Here is a 14,210-nt window from a genome sequence, read left to right on the forward strand (position 1 = left end):
ATGAAGATCGCCTTCGCCACCCAGGACAAGCAGCGCGTAGACGCGCACTTCGGCTGGGCCAAACACCTCGCGGTGTACGAGATCGACAAGGCCGGCTACCACCTTGTCGAGGACTTCGACTTCGGCGGCAAGCTGGACGAGGACGGCGACGAGGACAAGCTCGCGCCCAAGCTGGACGCGATCAAGGACGTCGCCATCGTCTATGTCGCCGCCATCGGCGGCTCGGCGGCGGCACGCGTGGTCGCCAGCAAGATTCACCCGATCAAGGTGAATCAGCCGGAACCCATCATGGACATCCTGGACAAGCTGCAGGAAGTGCTGCGCGGCACGCCGCCGCCCTGGCTGCGCAAGGCCCTGCAGAAGGACGAAGCACGCAGTTTCGATTTCGAAGACGAGGTGGAAGAACATGGCTGAAACACTGGAACTGAGCGCCGAGGACAGCGCAGCGCTGGCATCACCCTTCCTGAGCGAACTGATCAAGCAGTACCGCGCGCAGGACATGCACGGCGCCTGGGAAGGCAAGAGCGACGCGCAGCTGCTCGAACCCTACATCCTGAGTGCCGAGGCGCGCCGCGCGCTGCCCATCATGGGCGACCCGGACCCGGAAACGCTGTGGCGCATCGAGCTGTTCTACAACGCGGTCGGCCTGTCGATCGAGCGCGCCACCAAGGTGATGGTGACGCCGATGATGAAGATGTCGCACGAAGGCTTCGGCCGCATGGTGCTGATCGCCGGTCGCCTGATCGCGGTGAACAAGCAGCTGCGCGACGCCCACCGCTTCGGCTTTCCGACCTACGCCAAGCTGGCCGAGGCGGGGCAGAAGTTCGTCGACGAAGGCGTCGGCATGGTGAACAAGTACAACGAAGTGGCCAACTGGGGCTGAGGACGAAACGATGGAAGACGTCGACGCACTGAAGACCCGTGTCAAGAAGCTCAACGCGCAGGCCACGCAGGCCAAGATGGACCTGCACGACCTGTCGGAAGAACTGCCGACCAACTGGGAGAAGATCCTCGAAGTCGCGCAGGTCGCCTACGACGCGCACCAGTCCCTGATGGCTGCGCGCAAGGAACTGGCGGCCGCGACCGCCTGAGGAAGGACGCACCATGGCTGCATTCTCCGTCACGCTGCCCAGCGGCGAAATCTGGACACCGAAGTTCGTGTCCAGTCTGAACCAGGACACCTGTATCGGCTGCGCGCGCTGCGTGAAAGTCTGTGCCAATGACGTGCTGCAGCTCGCCGGCGTCACCGAGGACGGCGACATCGTCGTGGTCGATCCGGACAACGAGGACGACGACGAGGAATACGAGCGCAAGGTGATGACCATTTCGCGCCAGGTGAACTGCGTGGGCTGTCAGGCGTGTTCCAAGGTCTGCCCGAAGAAGTGCTACACGCACGCGCCGGTCGAGGTGTGAGCGCGGGACGACGGCGATGCCCACGCTCTTTCCGACCGCTCCGCTGCGGCCCGACTGGCCACTGCCAGCCGGGCCCGGCGGCTTCCGCGGCCTGCTGCTGAAGCTGGCGCGCCGGCCCGACGATCTGGTGCCTCAGGTGCTCGCCGGCGTCATCGGCCGCAGCTGGACGCAGCGCGGGCTGCAGTGCCTGCCGCTGTATGGCATCGACGTGTCGGAAACACGCCGCCTGCTGGCGCGCCATTTCCCCGGTGCCGAGTGGCTGCCGGCGCTGCACGCGACGACGCCCGCCGAGTTCGCAGAAGCGATCGAGATGGACGACGTGGTGGCGCTGCTGCGCGAGCATCTGTCCATCGACGATCAGGACCACGTGTGGCTGGCGCACGCGGTCGCCACCGGCTGCCTCGGCGCCGACCACCTGTGGCAGGACATGGACCTGACCTCGCGCGCCATGCTGTCCGAACTGATGCACGGCCGCTTCACCTCGCTGGCCGAACGCAACACGCAGGACATGAAGTGGAAGAAATTCCTCTACAAGCAGCTGTGCGAGCGCGCCGAGATCCGTGTCTGCAAGGCGCCGAGCTGCGGCGTGTGCACCGACTACGCGAAGTGCTTCGGTCCGGAGGAGTGAGTACCTGACAGCGGCGGTGTTCGGAAGCGAGGCCTGCACATGCCGCATCGCGAGCAAGCTCGCTCCCACAGACACCGAGGCCCGGATGCGCTGTTGTGGGAGCGAGCTTGCTCGCGATAGCGGCCGGCCGAGGCCGCCCAGAACCGCCGGCGCCGCCTCTACTTCACCTTCGCCCGCTCCGCCGCCGAGTAGTTGCTGAAGTGTCCTTCGCGCGCCGCCGCCGCGCGGCCGGCCGCGATGATGGCTTTGCTGCGGCCCGGCGGTTGTGGCGCCGACAGCAGCTTGTCCACCTGATCGCTGCCGCAGGCCGGGCAGACGATCTGCGTGTCGCTTCGCACCAGGCGTTCGAAGGTCTTGTCGCATTTGCGACAGTGAAAGTCGTGCAGAGGCATGGCAGGGACTCCGTTTCGGTATCGATATCCCGCAAAAGCAAGAACAGGTCCGGGTCCAACGGCTTGGCACCGGTCTTGCACTGGGTCGTTGAAGAACGGAGAAGCGACAGTGCAGACAGAACTCGATTGGTCGGCCTACGACAGCTACGGTGCCGGCGACGCCTATGCGCAGCTGCCGGCGCAGGGCGGTGGCTTCGGCAAGGCGGCGTCGGTGTGCATCGGCAACCGCCAGTGCCAGCGCGACGGCAACGGCGTCATGTGCCCGAGCTTTCGCGTCACCGGCGATCCGGTGCATTCGACCTTCCACCGCGCACAGACGCTGAAGGCGGCACTGAACGGCGAGCTGGGGACGCATCCTTTCGTCGGCGCCGAACTGGCGGCGGCGATGGATCTGTGCATTGGCTGCAAGGGCTGCAAGCGGGAGTGCCCGAACGGCACCGACATGGCCTTGCTGCGTACCGAGGCGCGCGCGCAGCGCTGGCGGGCGCAGGGGCGGGTGCCGCTGCGCGAGCGCCTGTTCGCCACGCTGCCGCGCTGGCTGGGGCTGATGCGCTGGCTGCAGCGGCCGTGGCAGCTCGCCACTGCAGTGCCCGGGCTGGGTGCGCTGATCGAACGCCTGAGCGGCATCGCCCGTCGGCGCTCGCTGCCGCGGATCGCGGCGCGGCCCTTTCTCGCGCCGCATACGCTGCCGGCTTACGGTGCCGAGGGCGGGCGCGAGGTGGCGCTGCTGGTCGACACCTTCTCCAATCGCATCGATCCGGCGATCGCCGAAGCGGCGGTCGATGTGCTGGTGGCCGCCGGCTGTCGCGTACATGTGGTGCGCCCCGCGGCCGGCGAAGCGCCGCTGTGCTGCGGCCGCACCTGGCTGTCGCAGGGCCTGGTCGCCGACGCACGACGCGAAGCCGGCCGTCTGCTCGACGTACTCGCGCCGCTGGTCGCACGCGACATGCCGGTGATCGGGCTGGAGCCGTCCTGCCTACTGATGCTGCGCGACGAGTATCACGCGCTGGGGCTGGGTGAGCGCGTGGCGCCGGTGGCGAAGGCGGCGCTGCTGTTCGAGGAGTTCATCGCCCGCGAGCACGACGCGAAGCGGCTCGCGCTCGATCTGCAACTGCCCGCCGGCACGCGCGCCGCGGTGCACGGCCACTGCCACCAGAAGGCTTTCGGTGCGATGAAGGCGATGCGCAAGGTGCTCGGGCTGGTCCGCGGACTGGACAGCAGTGTCATCGAATCCGGTTGTTGCGGCATGGCCGGCAGTTTCGGCTTCGAGGCGGAACACCACGACATGTCGATGCGCATGGCCGAGCTGGCGCTGTTGCCGGCGGTGCGAGCGCTCGATGCCGATACGCTGCTGATCGCCAATGGCAGCAGTTGTCGCCACCAGATACGCGACGGCGCGCAGCGCGAGGGCGAGCACATCGCCTGCGTGCTGCAGCGCGCGCTGCGCGCGCATTGAGCCGACGATGAGCACATGGCCGGAAGAACTGCGCACCGCCCGCTGCCTGCTACGCAAGCCGCAGCCGGGCGACGCGCCGGCGCTGTTCGCCGGCATCAGCGGCGACGCCGAGGTGACGCGCTATCTGGGCTGGACCACGCACACCGAACTGACGCAGACGCGGCGACAGATTTCGCACGACCTGGCGCGCTGGCAGCGCGACGTCGCCCGCAGCTGGGTGCTGCTGGCCGACGACGGCGAGGCCGGCGGGCTGTTCCAGCTGATCGGGCAGGGCCACGCGCTGCGCCTGGGCTTCGCGCTGGCGCGCCGGCTGTGGGGCCGCGGACTGGCGTGCGAGGCGCTGCAGGCGGTGGTGGACGAAGCTTTCAGTCATGCGGCAGTGTGCCGCGTCGATGCCGTCTGCGACGCCGACAACGCGCGCTCGTCGCGCACGCTGGCGCGCGCCGGCCTGCCGCTGGAGGCGCGGCTCGGCCGCTACATCCTGCACCCCAATCTGTCGCCTGAGCCGCGCGACGTGCTGCTTCATGCGAAAGTGCGCAGATGAATCCTGAAAAGCCCTTTGCACCCTCCTGCGAACGCAACCGCGACGTCATTCTCGAACGCCTGCGCGTGCATTTCGCCGGCCGTCGTCAGGTCCTGGAGATCGGCAGCGGCACCGGTCAGCACGCGGTGCATTTCGCCGCCGCGCTGCCGCATCTGCAATGGCAGTGCAGCGAGCGCGCCGAGGCGCTGCCCGGTCTGCGCATGTGGCTGGACGACGCGGCGCTGCCGAACACGCCGCCGCCGATCGAACTCGACGTCTGCGGCCGCTGGCCGGTCGCGCATTTCGATGCGGTATTCACTGCCAACACGCTGCACATCATGGCCTGGCACGAAGTCGAGAAGATGTTCGCCGCCCTGCCGGCGGTGCTCGCGCCGTCGGCCACGCTGGTCATCTACGGCCCGTTCAACTATGGCGGACGTTTCACCAGCGACAGCAACGAGGCTTTCGACCGTTCGCTGCGCGAAGGCGCGCCGCATCGCGGCATCCGCGACTTCGAAACGGTGGAGGCGCTGGCGCGGCTGGCCGGGCTGTCGCTGTTCGCCGACGAGGAGATGCCGGCCAACAACCGCTGTCTGGTGTTCGCGCGCTGATCAGCGTGCGCCGGTGCTGCCGTCGAGCAGCGAGGCGATCACTTCGCCGCCGAGACCGTGCCCCGGATCCAGACGGCCGATGTGTTCGACCAGCGTGCGCGCGTCGTCGCTGCGACCGCTGCGCAGGCAGATGAAAGCCAGCGCCTTCAGGCTGAACAGCCAGAAGCGCGCCGGCCCGGTGGCCGCGAAATCGGCGTCACCCGGCTGCACGCGGCGCCAGTCGGCGTCCAGCCCGGCCTGCCGGCCGGCCACCGTGATGCCGCGCGTGGCCGCCTTCTCGGCCAGATCGAACTGGCGACGGCCGGCGTGGAACTTGTACAGCATGTAGTACACCGGCAGGCACTCCGGTGCGCTTGCCTGTGCCGTCCACAGCAGTGCTTCGATGCGTTGCGGCGGCGCGCCGGCCGCCTCGTCGAACAGGCGGCGCACCGATTGCGGCACCGTGCCGCCGAAGTATTCGTCCGACGTTTCGCCGGTAAACAGATTCACCAGACCATCTCCGGTGCCCGCAGGCGCTCGACCGGCGCATCGCCCAGCAGGTGGCTGTCGAAGATTTCGCCGACGTCGTCCTTGCTCACGTTCGAATACATCACCGCGTCCGGATAGACCACGACATTGATGCCCTGGTCGCACGGGCCGAGGCAGCCCGAGTAGGTGATGGCGACGCGGTCGAAGCAGTTGCGTTTCTGCAGTTCCGCCCAGAAGGTCTGCAGCACTTCGGCGCCGCCCTTGTGCGCACAGGAGCCGCGTGGGTGGCCCGGTGGGCGTTGCTGTGAACAGACGAAAACGTGTTTCTGCGGCTTCGGCATGATGCGGTTCTCCGGATGGGGTCAGGCGGTGAGGCGGGCGATCCAGCGTTCGATCTCGCCGAGATGGGCCGCGTCGTCGTGCTCGAAGGCGCGCGCCATCTTGCGCAGGCCGGGGTCGGGCGCGAGGATGGCCATCATTGCGTAGTAGCTGTGGCTGCGCCGCTTCAGGTCCAGCGCACGTTCGAGCGCCATGTGCAGGTCGAGCATTTCGTCGCTGATCACCTTCACGGCGGTGCGCGGCTTCTCGATCTCGATCGGCCGGATGCGCGGCAGGTTGGCGGCCACCGGCAGCGGCTTGCCGGACAGCGCCTCGTGCGCTTCCATGCGCGCCAGTTCGGCCAGATTCTGGAAGAAGGCTTCGAGCTCGGTGTCGCCGGCATCGAGCGCGTGTCGTGCGGCCTTCTCGTAATGCAGCGCCGCTTCGCTTTCGAGCGCGTTGACGCTGGCGAGGAACATGTCGCTGTCGTGCATGGTGCGTCCTCCCGATCAGGCGACCGAGGGCAGCGTGGCGCGCAGGCTGTCGAGCGACACGCGCTGCTGTCCGTCCGCTTCCTGGAATACCTTGAACACCTTTTCCTGCGCCGGCGTCGAGGTAACGAAGTCCTCGTAGGCGCGCGACAGCAGGTTGCGGTAGCGCGCATAGACCACGCCCTCGTCGCCGTCGGCCAGGCCTTTCTCGCTGCGCAGGTACTGGTAGAAGCGCTTCAGGATGTGCAGGCGGTTCACGTTCACGACGCCCTGATCGAAGGGCAGCGCGAAGAATTCCAGGAAGTCCTCGGCCGACGACAGCTTGGCCAGGCGCTGGGTCAGATCATCCATGACGGGTCACTCCTATGTGTGCGGCGGCCGCGTGGGTGCTGCCGTCGAATGCGGGTTGGGAACAGGTGTCGTCGCAGTCGCTGCAGATGCCCTGCGCGGTACTGCGTTCGCCGGCCAGGCGCACGACGTCGCGCTCCAGGTCGGCAATGCGTTCGAGCAGGCAGGCGATGGCCTTGCCCACCGGGTCGGGCATCTGGTGGTGGTCGAGGTCGATGCCGCCGGCGGTGATGCGGCGCTGGCTCTTCGGCAGCACCATGCGGCCGGGGATGCCGACCACGGTCATGCCGGGCGTCACGTCCTCGATCACCACCGAGTTGGCGGCGACGCGGGCGTTCTCGCCGACGGTGATCGGCCCCAGTATCTTGGCGCCGGCGCCGACCACCACGCCGTCGTTCAGCGTCGGGTGACGCTTGCCCGGATTCCAGGTCGTGCCGCCCAGCGTCACGCCGTGATACAGCGTCACGTCGTCGCCGATCTCCGCGGTTTCGCCGATCACGACACAGGCGCCGTGGTCGATGAAGAAGCGGCGGCCGATGCGCGCACCCGGATGGATGTCGACATTGGTGAACAGTCGCGACAGGAAGGACAGCAGTCGCGGCAGATAGCGCAGGCCGCGCCGCCACATCGCGTGCGCGAAGCGGTGCGCCACCAGCGCCTGTATGCCCGGGTAGATGGTGAGCAGTTCGAGCTTGTTGCGCGCCGCCGGGTCGCGGTCGAACACGCAGTTCACGTCCTCGCGCAGCATCGCGAACAGCCCGGGTGCGGCTGTTGCCGCCGGCGACAGCGCGCCCGCCGTGCCTTGTTCGCCGCTCATGACGCCTCCGGCAGCGGCTGCGCCGCTTCGAGGTAGAAGGCCTTCAGCTGGGTGGCGTCCGGCGACTGCTTGTTGGCGGTCGCGTAGGCGCGGATGCGCTCGATGATGTGCGCCACCTCGATGTCCGACGGATACAGCCCGAGCCGCGCACACGCTTCGAGCACCGCGTGCGAACCGGAGTGCTTGCCCAGCACCAGCCGATGGGCGCGGCCCAGTTCGGCCGGGTCGAAGCTCTGGTAGTTGCGCGGGTTCTTGATCAGGCCATCGACGTGGATGCCCGATTCGTGCGTGAACACGGCGTCGCCGACGATGCTCTTGTTGGCGGCGATGGCGCGGCCGGATGCGCGTTCGACCAGGCGCGAGATCGGCAGCAGCGACTGCGACGAGACGCCGCTGTCGATGCCGTGAATGTGGCGCAGCGCCATCACCACCTCTTCCAGCGGTGCGTTGCCGGCGCGCTCGCCGAGGCCATTCACCGTCGTATTGGCATGCGTCGCGCCGGCGCGGAAGGCGGCCAGCGTATTGGCGGTGGCCAGACCGAGGTCGTTGTGCGCGTGCATCTCGATTTCGAGGTCGACCGCCCGGCGCAGCTGCGACACCAGCACATAGGTGCCGAAGGGGTCGAGTATGCCCAGCGTGTCGGCGATGCGGATGCGGCGGGCGCCGGCCATCTGCGCCTCTTCGGCAACGCGGCACAGGAAGTCGATGTCGCCGCGCGACGCGTCTTCCATGCCGACGCTGACCTCGACACCGGCGTCGAGTGCGCGCTCGACGTGCGGACGGATCTGCTCGATCACCCAGTCGCGATTGCGCCGCAGCTTGCCGGCGATCTGCAGGTCCGACACCGGCAGCGACATGTGCACGATGTCCACCGGGCAGCGCAGGGCCGCCCTGAGGTCGCTGTCCGTCATGCGCGCCCACACCATCAGTCGCGCGTTCAGGCCCAGCATCGCGATGCGCTCGATCACGTCGAGCTCGGCCTCACCCATGGCCGGGATGCCGATCTCCATCTCCGGCACGCCGGCGTCATCGAGCGCAGCGGCGATCGCGCACTTCTCGTCGGCGGTGAACGCCACGCCGGCCGTCTGCTCGCCGTCGCGCAGCGTGGTGTCGTTGATGATGAATGCGGCTGCCATGTCGTCGGACCTCCTGCAGAGCATTCAGCAAGCGCTGTGCCACGGAGCTTCGTTGGCGCAAGTGATTGATGTTGATGGCGGTTTCGCGCGCATCGCGATGTCGCGCATGCGACATGTCCGTCGGCCGTGGCGAGGCTGTCGTGAATGTTTCGTTTGCAACAGGTGTTCTGCCTTGGGGTTTCGATACAGGCCGTCATCGCGAGCAAGCTCGCTCCCACAGGAGCCTCGCTCGTGCCGCCGACAGGGCATGCTTTTTGTGGGAGCGGCCTTGGCCGCGATGCGGCCGCTGCAGTCCTGCGGCTTCGATCCAGGCTGCCGTCGGGGTCAGAAGACCCCTCCCACAGAAGCCTCGCTCGTGCCGCCGACAGGGCATGCGTTTGTGGGAGCGGCCTTGGCCGCGACGCGGCCGCCGCGGTCCGCCGGCTCCGATCCAGGCTGCTGTCGGGGTCAGAAGACTCCTTCCACAGAAGCCCCGCCCGTGTCGCCGACAGGGCGTGCTTTTGTGGGAGCGGCCTTGGCCGCGATACGGCTGGTGCGGTTCGCCGGCTTTGATCCAGGCTGCTGTCGGGGTCAGAAGACTCCTCCCACAGAACCCTCGCTCGTGTCGCCGACAGGGCATGCTTTTTGTGGGAGCGGCCTTGGCCGCGATGCGGCTGGTGCGGTTCGCCGGCTTTGATCCAGGCTGCCGTCGGGGTCGGAAGACCCCTCCCACAGAACCCTTGCTGGCAGGGGGCTGCTTACTCGCGGGCGAGGTTGCGCGTGTGCAGCGGCAGTTCGACCGTCACGTCGGCGTTGCCGAGGCGGGCGCAGCAGGCGAGGCGGGAGGCGGGCTGTACGCCCCAGGCGTCGTCGAGCTGGTCTTCCTCGTCGTCGTCCGCTTCATTGAGCGAGGCGGCGCCGGCGCGCACATAGACGTGGCAGGTCGAACAGGCGGCGACCTTCTCGCAGGCATGTTCGATCGCGATGTCGTGCGCCAGCAGCGCGTCGCAGATCGAGGTGCCGGCGGCGACCTCGATGCGGGCGCCGTCCGGGCACAGCTGCGGATGCGGCAGTACGGTCAGCGTGCTCACGGCTGCAGCTCCGACACGCGGGTGCCCGACAGCGCGCGCCGGATGCCGGCGTTCATGCGCAGGCCGGCGAACTCGGTGGTGGCGGCGTTCAGCGCTTCGCTCAGCAGCTTGAGCTTGGTGCTGTCGTCGCCGGCTTCCAGCGCTTCGGCCAGCGCATACATCGCTGCCTGGATGGCGACGAACTGGTCGTGCGTCAGCAGTGCGTGACCGTCTTCGGCCAGTGCCGCCTCGGTGGCGTCGACCAGACGGCGCGCCTCGACCTGGGCCTCGCGCAGCATGCGCGCCGCCATGTCGCTGTCGGCCTTGCCGTAGGCGTCGATCAGCATGTCGGCGATCTGCGCGTCGCTGAGACCGTAGGACGGCTTGACCTCGATGTGCGCTTCGACGCCGCTGGTCTGTTCGCGCGCCGACACCGACAGCAGGCCGTCGGCGTCAATCTGGAAGGTGATGCGGATGCGCGCCGCACCGGCCACCATGGGCGGGATGCCGCGCAGTTCGAAGCGCGCCAGCGAGCGGCAGTCGCTCACCAGTTCGCGTTCGCCCTGCACGACGTGGATGGCCATCGCGGTCTGGCCGTCCTTGTAGGTGGTGAATTCCTGCGCGCGTGCCGCCGGTATCGTCGAGTTGCGCGGAATCACCTTCTCGACCAGGCCACCCATGGTTTCCAGACCGAGCGACAGCGGGCATACGTCGAGCAGCAGCCAGCTCTCTTCGCCGGCCGGCTTGTTGCCGGCCAGCACGTCGGCCTGTATCGCGGCGCCGATGGCCACCACCTGATCGGGGTCGAGGTCGGTCAGCGGCTCCTGGCCGAACAGCTTGCGCACCGCGGCGCGCACCTGCGGCATGCGCGTCGAGCCGCCCACCATCACCACGCCGTCGACCTCGTCGGCGGCGACGCCGGCGTCACGCAGTGCGCGGCGCACCGGCGCCATGCTGCGCGACACCAGGTCGCCGGTCAGCAGCTCGAACTGTTCGCGCGACAGATCGAAGGAAACGCTGCGGCCATCGTCCAGCGTCAATGCGATCTTGGTGACCGGGGCACTCGACAGCGCCTCCTTGGCGCTACGCGCCCGCGCCAGCATCATGCGCGTCTCGCCGGGGGAAGGCGCTGCGAGTGCCAGTTGCTGCCGCAGCCAGTCGGCGATCCGGTGGTCGAAATCGTCGCCGCCAAGGGCGGAGTCACCTGCGGTCGACAGCACTTCGAACATGCCCTGTGACAGCTTCAGCACGGAGATGTCGAAGGTGCCGCCGCCGAGGTCGTAGATGGCGAAGGTGCCGTGTGCGGCACGGTCCAGACCGTAGGCGATGGCGGCTGCGGTAGGTTCGTTAAGCAGGCGCAGCACGTTCAGGCCGGCCAGACGCGCGGCGTCCTTGGTGGCCTGGCGCTGCGCGTCGTCGAAATAGGCGGGCACGGTGATGACGGCACCGACCAGATCGCCGCCGAGCGACGCTTCGGCGCGGTCGCGCAAGGTGCGCAGTATCTCGGCCGACACCTCGACCGGCGAACGCACGCCGGCGCGCGTGTCCAGACTCAGCATGCCCGGCGTGTCGACCAGCGCGTAGGGCGTGGCGGACGCGTCGACGTCGGCCAGCGAGCGGCCCATGAAGCGCTTGACCGACACGATGGTGTTGCGCGGGTCCTCGGTCTGCGCCGACTGCGCAGCGTGGCCGACGACGACGGCGTCTTCGGTGTAGCGCACCACCGAGGGCAGCAGCATGCGGCCGTCGTCGTCCGGCAGCACGCGGGTGAGGCCGCTGGCGACGGTCGCCACCAGCGAATTCGTGGTGCCCAGGTCTATGCCCACGGCCAGCCTGTGCTGGTGCGGTGCGGCGCTCATGCCCGGTTCGGCGATCTGCAGCAGGGCCATGTCGGCGTGCTCCGGTTGATTCGTGGACCGGCGTCAGACGCCGAAGCTTTCGCCGCAGCCGCAGGCCGACTTCACGTTGGGATTGTTGAACTTGAAGCCTTCGTTCAGGCCTTCGCGTACGAAGTCGAGCTCGGTGCCGTCGAGGAAGGGCAGGCTTTTCGGGTCGACCAGCAGGGTGACGCCGTGGCTGGCGAACTGGATGTCCTCGGGCTGCAGCGCGTCGGCGAACTCGATTGCGTAGGCGAGGCCCGAACAGCCGCTGGTCTTGACCGCCAGCCGCAGGCCCACGCCCTGGCCGCGCTTGACCAGGCTTTTCTGCACGTGCCGCGCGGCGGCTTCGCTGAGCGTGATGGTCATGTCCGTCACCTCACATCGAGAAGGAGCTGCCGCAGCCGCAGGACGAGGTCGCGTTCGGATTGCGGATGACGAAGCGCGAACCTTCCAGGCCGTCCTCGAAGTCGATCTCGGCGCCCATCAGGTACTGCATGCTCATCGGGTCGACCAGCAACGTGACGCCGTCGGTGACGATGGGCGTGTCGTCCTCGTTCACGCCTTCCTCGAAGGCGAAGCCGTACTGGAAGCCGGAACAGCCGCCACCAGTGACATAGACGCGCAGCTTCAGCGCCGGGTTGCCTTCTTCGGCGATCAGGTCGGCGACCTTGGCGGCCGCGGCTTCGCAGAACTTGATCGGCGACGGCAGCGGCAAGGTGGCGGTCGGGGCGACGGTACTTTCGGCAAGCGTGCTCATGGCGTGTCCTTTCAGGCGGCTTCGACGGTGTCGGGGGCGGTCTGCCGGGTGCGGTAGTCGGCCACGGCTGCCTTGATCGCGTCTTCGGCGAGGATGGAGCAGTGGATCTTCACCGGCGGCAGCGCCAGCTCTTCGGCAATTTCGGTGTTCTTGATCGCCAGCGCCTCGTCCAGCGTCTTGCCCTTGACCCATTCGGTCACCAGCGAGCTCGACGCGATGGCCGAGCCGCAGCCGTAGGTCTTGAACTTGGCGTCCTCAATGACGCCGTCGGCGCCGACCTTGATCTGCAGCCGCATCACGTCGCCGCAGGCCGGCGCGCCGACCATGCCGGTGCCGATGCCTTCCTCGTCAGTCGAGTAGGAACCGACGTTGCGCGGGTTGTCGTAGTGATCCAGCACCTTGTCGCTGTATGCCATGGTTGTTCTCCGTTCAGTCGTTGTGGAGGAAGGTGTTCAGTGAGAAGCCCACTGCACGGTCGACAGGTCGATGCCGGCGCTGTGCATGTCCCATAGCGGCGACAGCTCGCGCAGCTTGCGCACCGCGGTCGACACCTGCTCGATTGCCGAATCCACCTCCTGCTGCGTGGTGAAGCGGCCGATCGAGAAGCGGATCGAGCTGTGCGCCAGTTCGTCGCTGCGGCCCATCGCGCGCAGCACGTAGGACGGTTCCAGGCTGGCCGAGGTACAGGCCGAACCGGACGACACGGCGATGTCCTTCATGCCCATCAGCAGCGATTCGCCTTCGACGAAGTTGAAGCTGATGTTCAGGTTGTGCGGTACGCGACGTTCCATGTCGCCATTGACGAACACCTGGTCGAGTGCGCTGAGCCCGCTCAGCAGGCGGTCGCGCAGCATGCGGATGCGTTCGTTCTCGGCGCCCATGTTCTCGCGGGTGAGCCAGTAGGCCTCGCCCATGCCGACGATCTGGTGCGTCGGCAGCGTGCCCGAGCGCATGCCGCGCTCGTGGCCGCCGCCGTGGATCAGCGCTTCGATGCGCACGCGCGGCTTGCGGCACACGTAGAGCGCGCCGATGCCTTTCGGGCCGTAGGTCTTGTGCGCCGACAGCGACATCATGTCGATCGGCAGCTCGTCCAGATCGAAGGCCACCTTGCCGGTCGCCTGCGCGCCATCGACGTGGAACAGCACGCCCTTGTCGCGACAGATCGCACCCAGCGCCGCCACGTCCTGGATGACGCCGGTTTCGTTGTTCACGAACATGACCGAGGCCAGCACGGTGTCCGGCCGCAGCGCCGCGCGGAAGGCCTCGATGTCGATCAGGCCGTTCTCCTGCACGTCGAGCAGCGTCACTTCGCAACCGCTGCGTTCCAGTTCGCGCACCGTGTCGAGCACCGACTTGTGCTCGGTCTTCACGGTGACGACATGCTTGCCGCGGCCGGCGTGGAACTGCATCGCGCCCTTGATGGCGAGGTTGTTCGACTCGGTGGCACCCGAGGTCCAGACGATTTCGCGCGGGTCGGCTCCGACCAGCGCGGCCACCTGTTCGCGTGCCAGTTCGACCGCCTCTTCGGCAGCCCAGCCGTAGGCGTGCGAGCGGCTGGCCGGGTTGCCGAAGTTGTCGAACAGCCAGGGCAGCATCTTGCCCACCACGCGCGGGTCGACCGGGGTGGTGGCGGCGTAGTCCAGATAGATCGGGCGATTCATGTCGGCTTCTCCTGCATGAGGGGGTTGCATCCCTCTCAGCAAGTTGCGGGCCGGTTTTGAAAATTGATCTGGATCAACCACTTGTGGATTTTGGACAGGCGCATGTCCGGCTGTCGCGACAGCGCCTGTCGAGTTTGTCGCGTTGCCGACGCGGTCGCCGTGTGCGCATGCGTGCGCACGTGTACACGCGGGGGCGGGTCGCGTGCGATCACAACAGCACTGGCTCGCCGCGCAGGGCACCAGCCGCCCGTGACGGCGTCAT

General features: G+C 67.8%; 21 protein-coding genes. 8 read left to right on the forward strand and 13 right to left on the reverse strand.

Translation table 11 applies throughout. From position 1 onward, the window contains the following. The 5 genes from nifX to METFAM1_RS0116970 are packed head-to-tail and all read left to right on the forward strand — an operon-like array spanning window position 1 to window position 2,041. Window positions 1-414 (forward strand): nitrogen fixation protein NifX, encoded by a 414-nt coding sequence (nifX, locus tag METFAM1_RS0116950; RefSeq protein ID WP_019916640.1) that lies wholly within the window; start codon window positions 1-3, stop codon window positions 412-414. Beyond that, a complete protein-coding gene (locus METFAM1_RS0116955) occupies window positions 407-883 on the forward strand; it encodes a NifX-associated nitrogen fixation protein (protein WP_019916641.1) in 477 nt (158 codons plus the stop codon). The genes nifX and METFAM1_RS0116955 overlap by 8 nt, the downstream gene beginning before the upstream one ends. A gap of 10 nt (window positions 884-893) precedes the next feature. Beyond that, window positions 894-1,091: a CCE_0567 family metalloprotein gene (locus METFAM1_RS0116960; RefSeq protein WP_019916642.1), complete on the forward strand. Its 198-nt coding sequence runs from the start codon at window positions 894-896 to the stop codon at window positions 1,089-1,091. 13 nt (window positions 1,092-1,104) lie between these two features. After that, window positions 1,105-1,413, forward strand: a complete 309-nt coding sequence (gene fdxB, locus METFAM1_RS0116965) for a ferredoxin III, nif-specific (protein WP_019916643.1) — start codon at window positions 1,105-1,107, stop codon at window positions 1,411-1,413. 16 nt (window positions 1,414-1,429) lie between these two features. Further along, on the forward strand, window positions 1,430-2,041 hold the full coding sequence (locus METFAM1_RS0116970; RefSeq protein WP_019916644.1) for a nitrogen fixation protein NifQ: 612 nt from the start codon (window positions 1,430-1,432) through the stop codon (window positions 2,039-2,041). A 158-nt stretch (window positions 2,042-2,199) separates the two neighbouring features. Here METFAM1_RS0116970 and METFAM1_RS0116975 read toward each other — a convergent pair whose 3' ends face one another. Then, window positions 2,200-2,433: an FmdB family zinc ribbon protein gene (locus METFAM1_RS0116975; protein WP_019916645.1), complete on the reverse strand. Its 234-nt coding sequence runs from the start codon at window positions 2,431-2,433 to the stop codon at window positions 2,200-2,202. A 109-nt stretch (window positions 2,434-2,542) separates the two neighbouring features. Here METFAM1_RS0116975 and METFAM1_RS0116980 point away from each other — a divergent pair, with 109 nt between their 5' ends. The 3 genes from METFAM1_RS0116980 to METFAM1_RS0116990 are packed head-to-tail and all read left to right on the forward strand — an operon-like array spanning window position 2,543 to window position 5,023. Beyond that, on the forward strand, window positions 2,543-3,889 hold the full coding sequence (locus METFAM1_RS0116980; protein WP_019916646.1) for a (Fe-S)-binding protein: 1,347 nt from the start codon (window positions 2,543-2,545) through the stop codon (window positions 3,887-3,889). A 7-nt stretch (window positions 3,890-3,896) separates the two neighbouring features. Continuing rightward, on the forward strand, window positions 3,897-4,433 hold the full coding sequence (locus METFAM1_RS0116985) for a GNAT family N-acetyltransferase (RefSeq protein ID WP_019916647.1): 537 nt from the start codon (window positions 3,897-3,899) through the stop codon (window positions 4,431-4,433). Then, entirely contained in the window at window positions 4,430-5,023 is a 594-nt protein-coding gene (locus METFAM1_RS0116990; protein ID WP_019916648.1) for a DUF938 domain-containing protein, read from the forward strand. The genes METFAM1_RS0116985 and METFAM1_RS0116990 overlap by 4 nt, the downstream gene beginning before the upstream one ends. Here the strand turns inward: METFAM1_RS0116990 and METFAM1_RS0116995 are convergent, their stop codons facing one another. The 12 genes from METFAM1_RS0116995 to METFAM1_RS0117050 form a co-directional block, all read right to left on the reverse strand. Next, entirely contained in the window at window positions 5,024-5,512 is a 489-nt protein-coding gene (locus tag METFAM1_RS0116995) for a hypothetical protein (RefSeq protein ID WP_019916649.1), read from the reverse strand. Then, window positions 5,509-5,832: a (2Fe-2S) ferredoxin domain-containing protein gene (locus METFAM1_RS0117000; RefSeq protein WP_019916650.1), complete on the reverse strand. Its 324-nt coding sequence runs from the start codon at window positions 5,830-5,832 to the stop codon at window positions 5,509-5,511. The genes METFAM1_RS0116995 and METFAM1_RS0117000 overlap by 4 nt, the downstream gene beginning before the upstream one ends. 21 nt (window positions 5,833-5,853) lie before the next feature. After that, the gene (locus METFAM1_RS0117005; protein WP_019916651.1) at window positions 5,854-6,303 is read right to left on the reverse strand and encodes a ferritin family protein; all 450 of its coding nucleotides are present in this window, start codon (window positions 6,301-6,303) and stop codon (window positions 5,854-5,856) included. Between the two features lie 15 nt (window positions 6,304-6,318). After that, window positions 6,319-6,651 (reverse strand): nitrogenase stabilizing/protective protein NifW, encoded by a 333-nt coding sequence (nifW, locus tag METFAM1_RS0117010; RefSeq protein ID WP_019916652.1) that lies wholly within the window; start codon window positions 6,649-6,651, stop codon window positions 6,319-6,321. Next, window positions 6,644-7,465 (reverse strand): serine O-acetyltransferase, encoded by an 822-nt coding sequence (gene cysE, locus METFAM1_RS0117015; RefSeq protein WP_019916653.1) that lies wholly within the window; start codon window positions 7,463-7,465, stop codon window positions 6,644-6,646. The genes nifW and cysE overlap by 8 nt, the downstream gene beginning before the upstream one ends. After that, a complete protein-coding gene (gene nifV / locus METFAM1_RS0117020; RefSeq protein WP_019916654.1) occupies window positions 7,462-8,601 on the reverse strand; it encodes a homocitrate synthase in 1,140 nt (379 codons plus the stop codon). Before nifV ends, cysE begins: the two co-directional genes overlap by 4 nt. Window positions 8,602-9,338: 737 nt before the next feature. Further along, the gene (gene fdx / locus METFAM1_RS0117025; protein ID WP_019916655.1) at window positions 9,339-9,671 is read right to left on the reverse strand and encodes an ISC system 2Fe-2S type ferredoxin; all 333 of its coding nucleotides are present in this window, start codon (window positions 9,669-9,671) and stop codon (window positions 9,339-9,341) included. After that, the gene (gene hscA / locus METFAM1_RS0117030) at window positions 9,668-11,539 is read right to left on the reverse strand and encodes a Fe-S protein assembly chaperone HscA (RefSeq protein ID WP_019916656.1); all 1,872 of its coding nucleotides are present in this window, start codon (window positions 11,537-11,539) and stop codon (window positions 9,668-9,670) included. Before hscA ends, fdx begins: the two co-directional genes overlap by 4 nt. 33 nt (window positions 11,540-11,572) lie before the next feature. Further along, window positions 11,573-11,896, reverse strand: a complete 324-nt coding sequence (gene iscA, locus METFAM1_RS0117035) for an iron-sulfur cluster assembly protein IscA (RefSeq protein ID WP_019916657.1) — start codon at window positions 11,894-11,896, stop codon at window positions 11,573-11,575. A 10-nt stretch (window positions 11,897-11,906) separates the two neighbouring features. Next, window positions 11,907-12,287: an iron-sulfur cluster insertion protein ErpA gene (erpA, locus tag METFAM1_RS0117040; RefSeq protein WP_019916658.1), complete on the reverse strand. Its 381-nt coding sequence runs from the start codon at window positions 12,285-12,287 to the stop codon at window positions 11,907-11,909. Between the two features lie 11 nt (window positions 12,288-12,298). Further along, a complete protein-coding gene (iscU, locus tag METFAM1_RS0117045) occupies window positions 12,299-12,703 on the reverse strand; it encodes a Fe-S cluster assembly scaffold IscU (RefSeq protein WP_019916659.1) in 405 nt (134 codons plus the stop codon). A gap of 36 nt (window positions 12,704-12,739) precedes the next feature. After that, window positions 12,740-13,948 (reverse strand): IscS subfamily cysteine desulfurase, encoded by a 1,209-nt coding sequence (locus tag METFAM1_RS0117050; protein WP_019916660.1) that lies wholly within the window; start codon window positions 13,946-13,948, stop codon window positions 12,740-12,742. Window positions 13,949-14,210: the final 262 nt, after the last annotated feature.

The sequence above is a fragment of the Methyloversatilis discipulorum genome (assembly GCF_000527135.1).
GTDB lineage: Bacteria > Pseudomonadota > Gammaproteobacteria > Burkholderiales > Rhodocyclaceae > Methyloversatilis > Methyloversatilis discipulorum.

What these genes read in the sequence shown, in the direction of transcription:
- METFAM1_RS0117050 (WP_019916660.1), bottom strand. Translation starts at nt 13,948, where the DNA reads ATGAATCGCCCGATCTATCTGGACTACGCCGCCACCACCCCGGTCGAC.
- nifX (WP_019916640.1), top strand. Translation starts at nt 1, where the DNA reads ATGAAGATCGCCTTCGCCACCCAGGACAAGCAGCGCGTAGACGCGCAC.
- METFAM1_RS0116990 (WP_019916648.1), top strand. Translation starts at nt 4,430, where the DNA reads ATGAATCCTGAAAAGCCCTTTGCACCCTCCTGCGAACGCAACCGCGAC.
- cysE (WP_019916653.1), bottom strand. Translation starts at nt 7,465, where the DNA reads ATGAGCGGCGAACAAGGCACGGCGGGCGCGCTGTCGCCGGCGGCAACA.
- nifW (WP_019916652.1), bottom strand. Translation starts at nt 6,651, where the DNA reads ATGGATGATCTGACCCAGCGCCTGGCCAAGCTGTCGTCGGCCGAGGAC.
- METFAM1_RS0116955 (WP_019916641.1), top strand. Translation starts at nt 407, where the DNA reads ATGGCTGAAACACTGGAACTGAGCGCCGAGGACAGCGCAGCGCTGGCA.
- nifV (WP_019916654.1), bottom strand. Translation starts at nt 8,601, where the DNA reads ATGGCAGCCGCATTCATCATCAACGACACCACGCTGCGCGACGGCGAG.
- fdxB (WP_019916643.1), top strand. Translation starts at nt 1,105, where the DNA reads ATGGCTGCATTCTCCGTCACGCTGCCCAGCGGCGAAATCTGGACACCG.
- METFAM1_RS0116970 (WP_019916644.1), top strand. Translation starts at nt 1,430, where the DNA reads ATGCCCACGCTCTTTCCGACCGCTCCGCTGCGGCCCGACTGGCCACTG.
- METFAM1_RS0116960 (WP_019916642.1), top strand. Translation starts at nt 894, where the DNA reads ATGGAAGACGTCGACGCACTGAAGACCCGTGTCAAGAAGCTCAACGCG.
- METFAM1_RS0116985 (WP_019916647.1), top strand. Translation starts at nt 3,897, where the DNA reads ATGAGCACATGGCCGGAAGAACTGCGCACCGCCCGCTGCCTGCTACGC.
- METFAM1_RS0116975 (WP_019916645.1), bottom strand. Translation starts at nt 2,433, where the DNA reads ATGCCTCTGCACGACTTTCACTGTCGCAAATGCGACAAGACCTTCGAA.
- METFAM1_RS0117000 (WP_019916650.1), bottom strand. Translation starts at nt 5,832, where the DNA reads ATGCCGAAGCCGCAGAAACACGTTTTCGTCTGTTCACAGCAACGCCCA.
- hscA (WP_019916656.1), bottom strand. Translation starts at nt 11,539, where the DNA reads ATGGCCCTGCTGCAGATCGCCGAACCGGGCATGAGCGCCGCACCGCAC.
- METFAM1_RS0117005 (WP_019916651.1), bottom strand. Translation starts at nt 6,303, where the DNA reads ATGCACGACAGCGACATGTTCCTCGCCAGCGTCAACGCGCTCGAAAGC.
- iscA (WP_019916657.1), bottom strand. Translation starts at nt 11,896, where the DNA reads ATGACCATCACGCTCAGCGAAGCCGCCGCGCGGCACGTGCAGAAAAGC.
- iscU (WP_019916659.1), bottom strand. Translation starts at nt 12,703, where the DNA reads ATGGCATACAGCGACAAGGTGCTGGATCACTACGACAACCCGCGCAAC.
- erpA (WP_019916658.1), bottom strand. Translation starts at nt 12,287, where the DNA reads ATGAGCACGCTTGCCGAAAGTACCGTCGCCCCGACCGCCACCTTGCCG.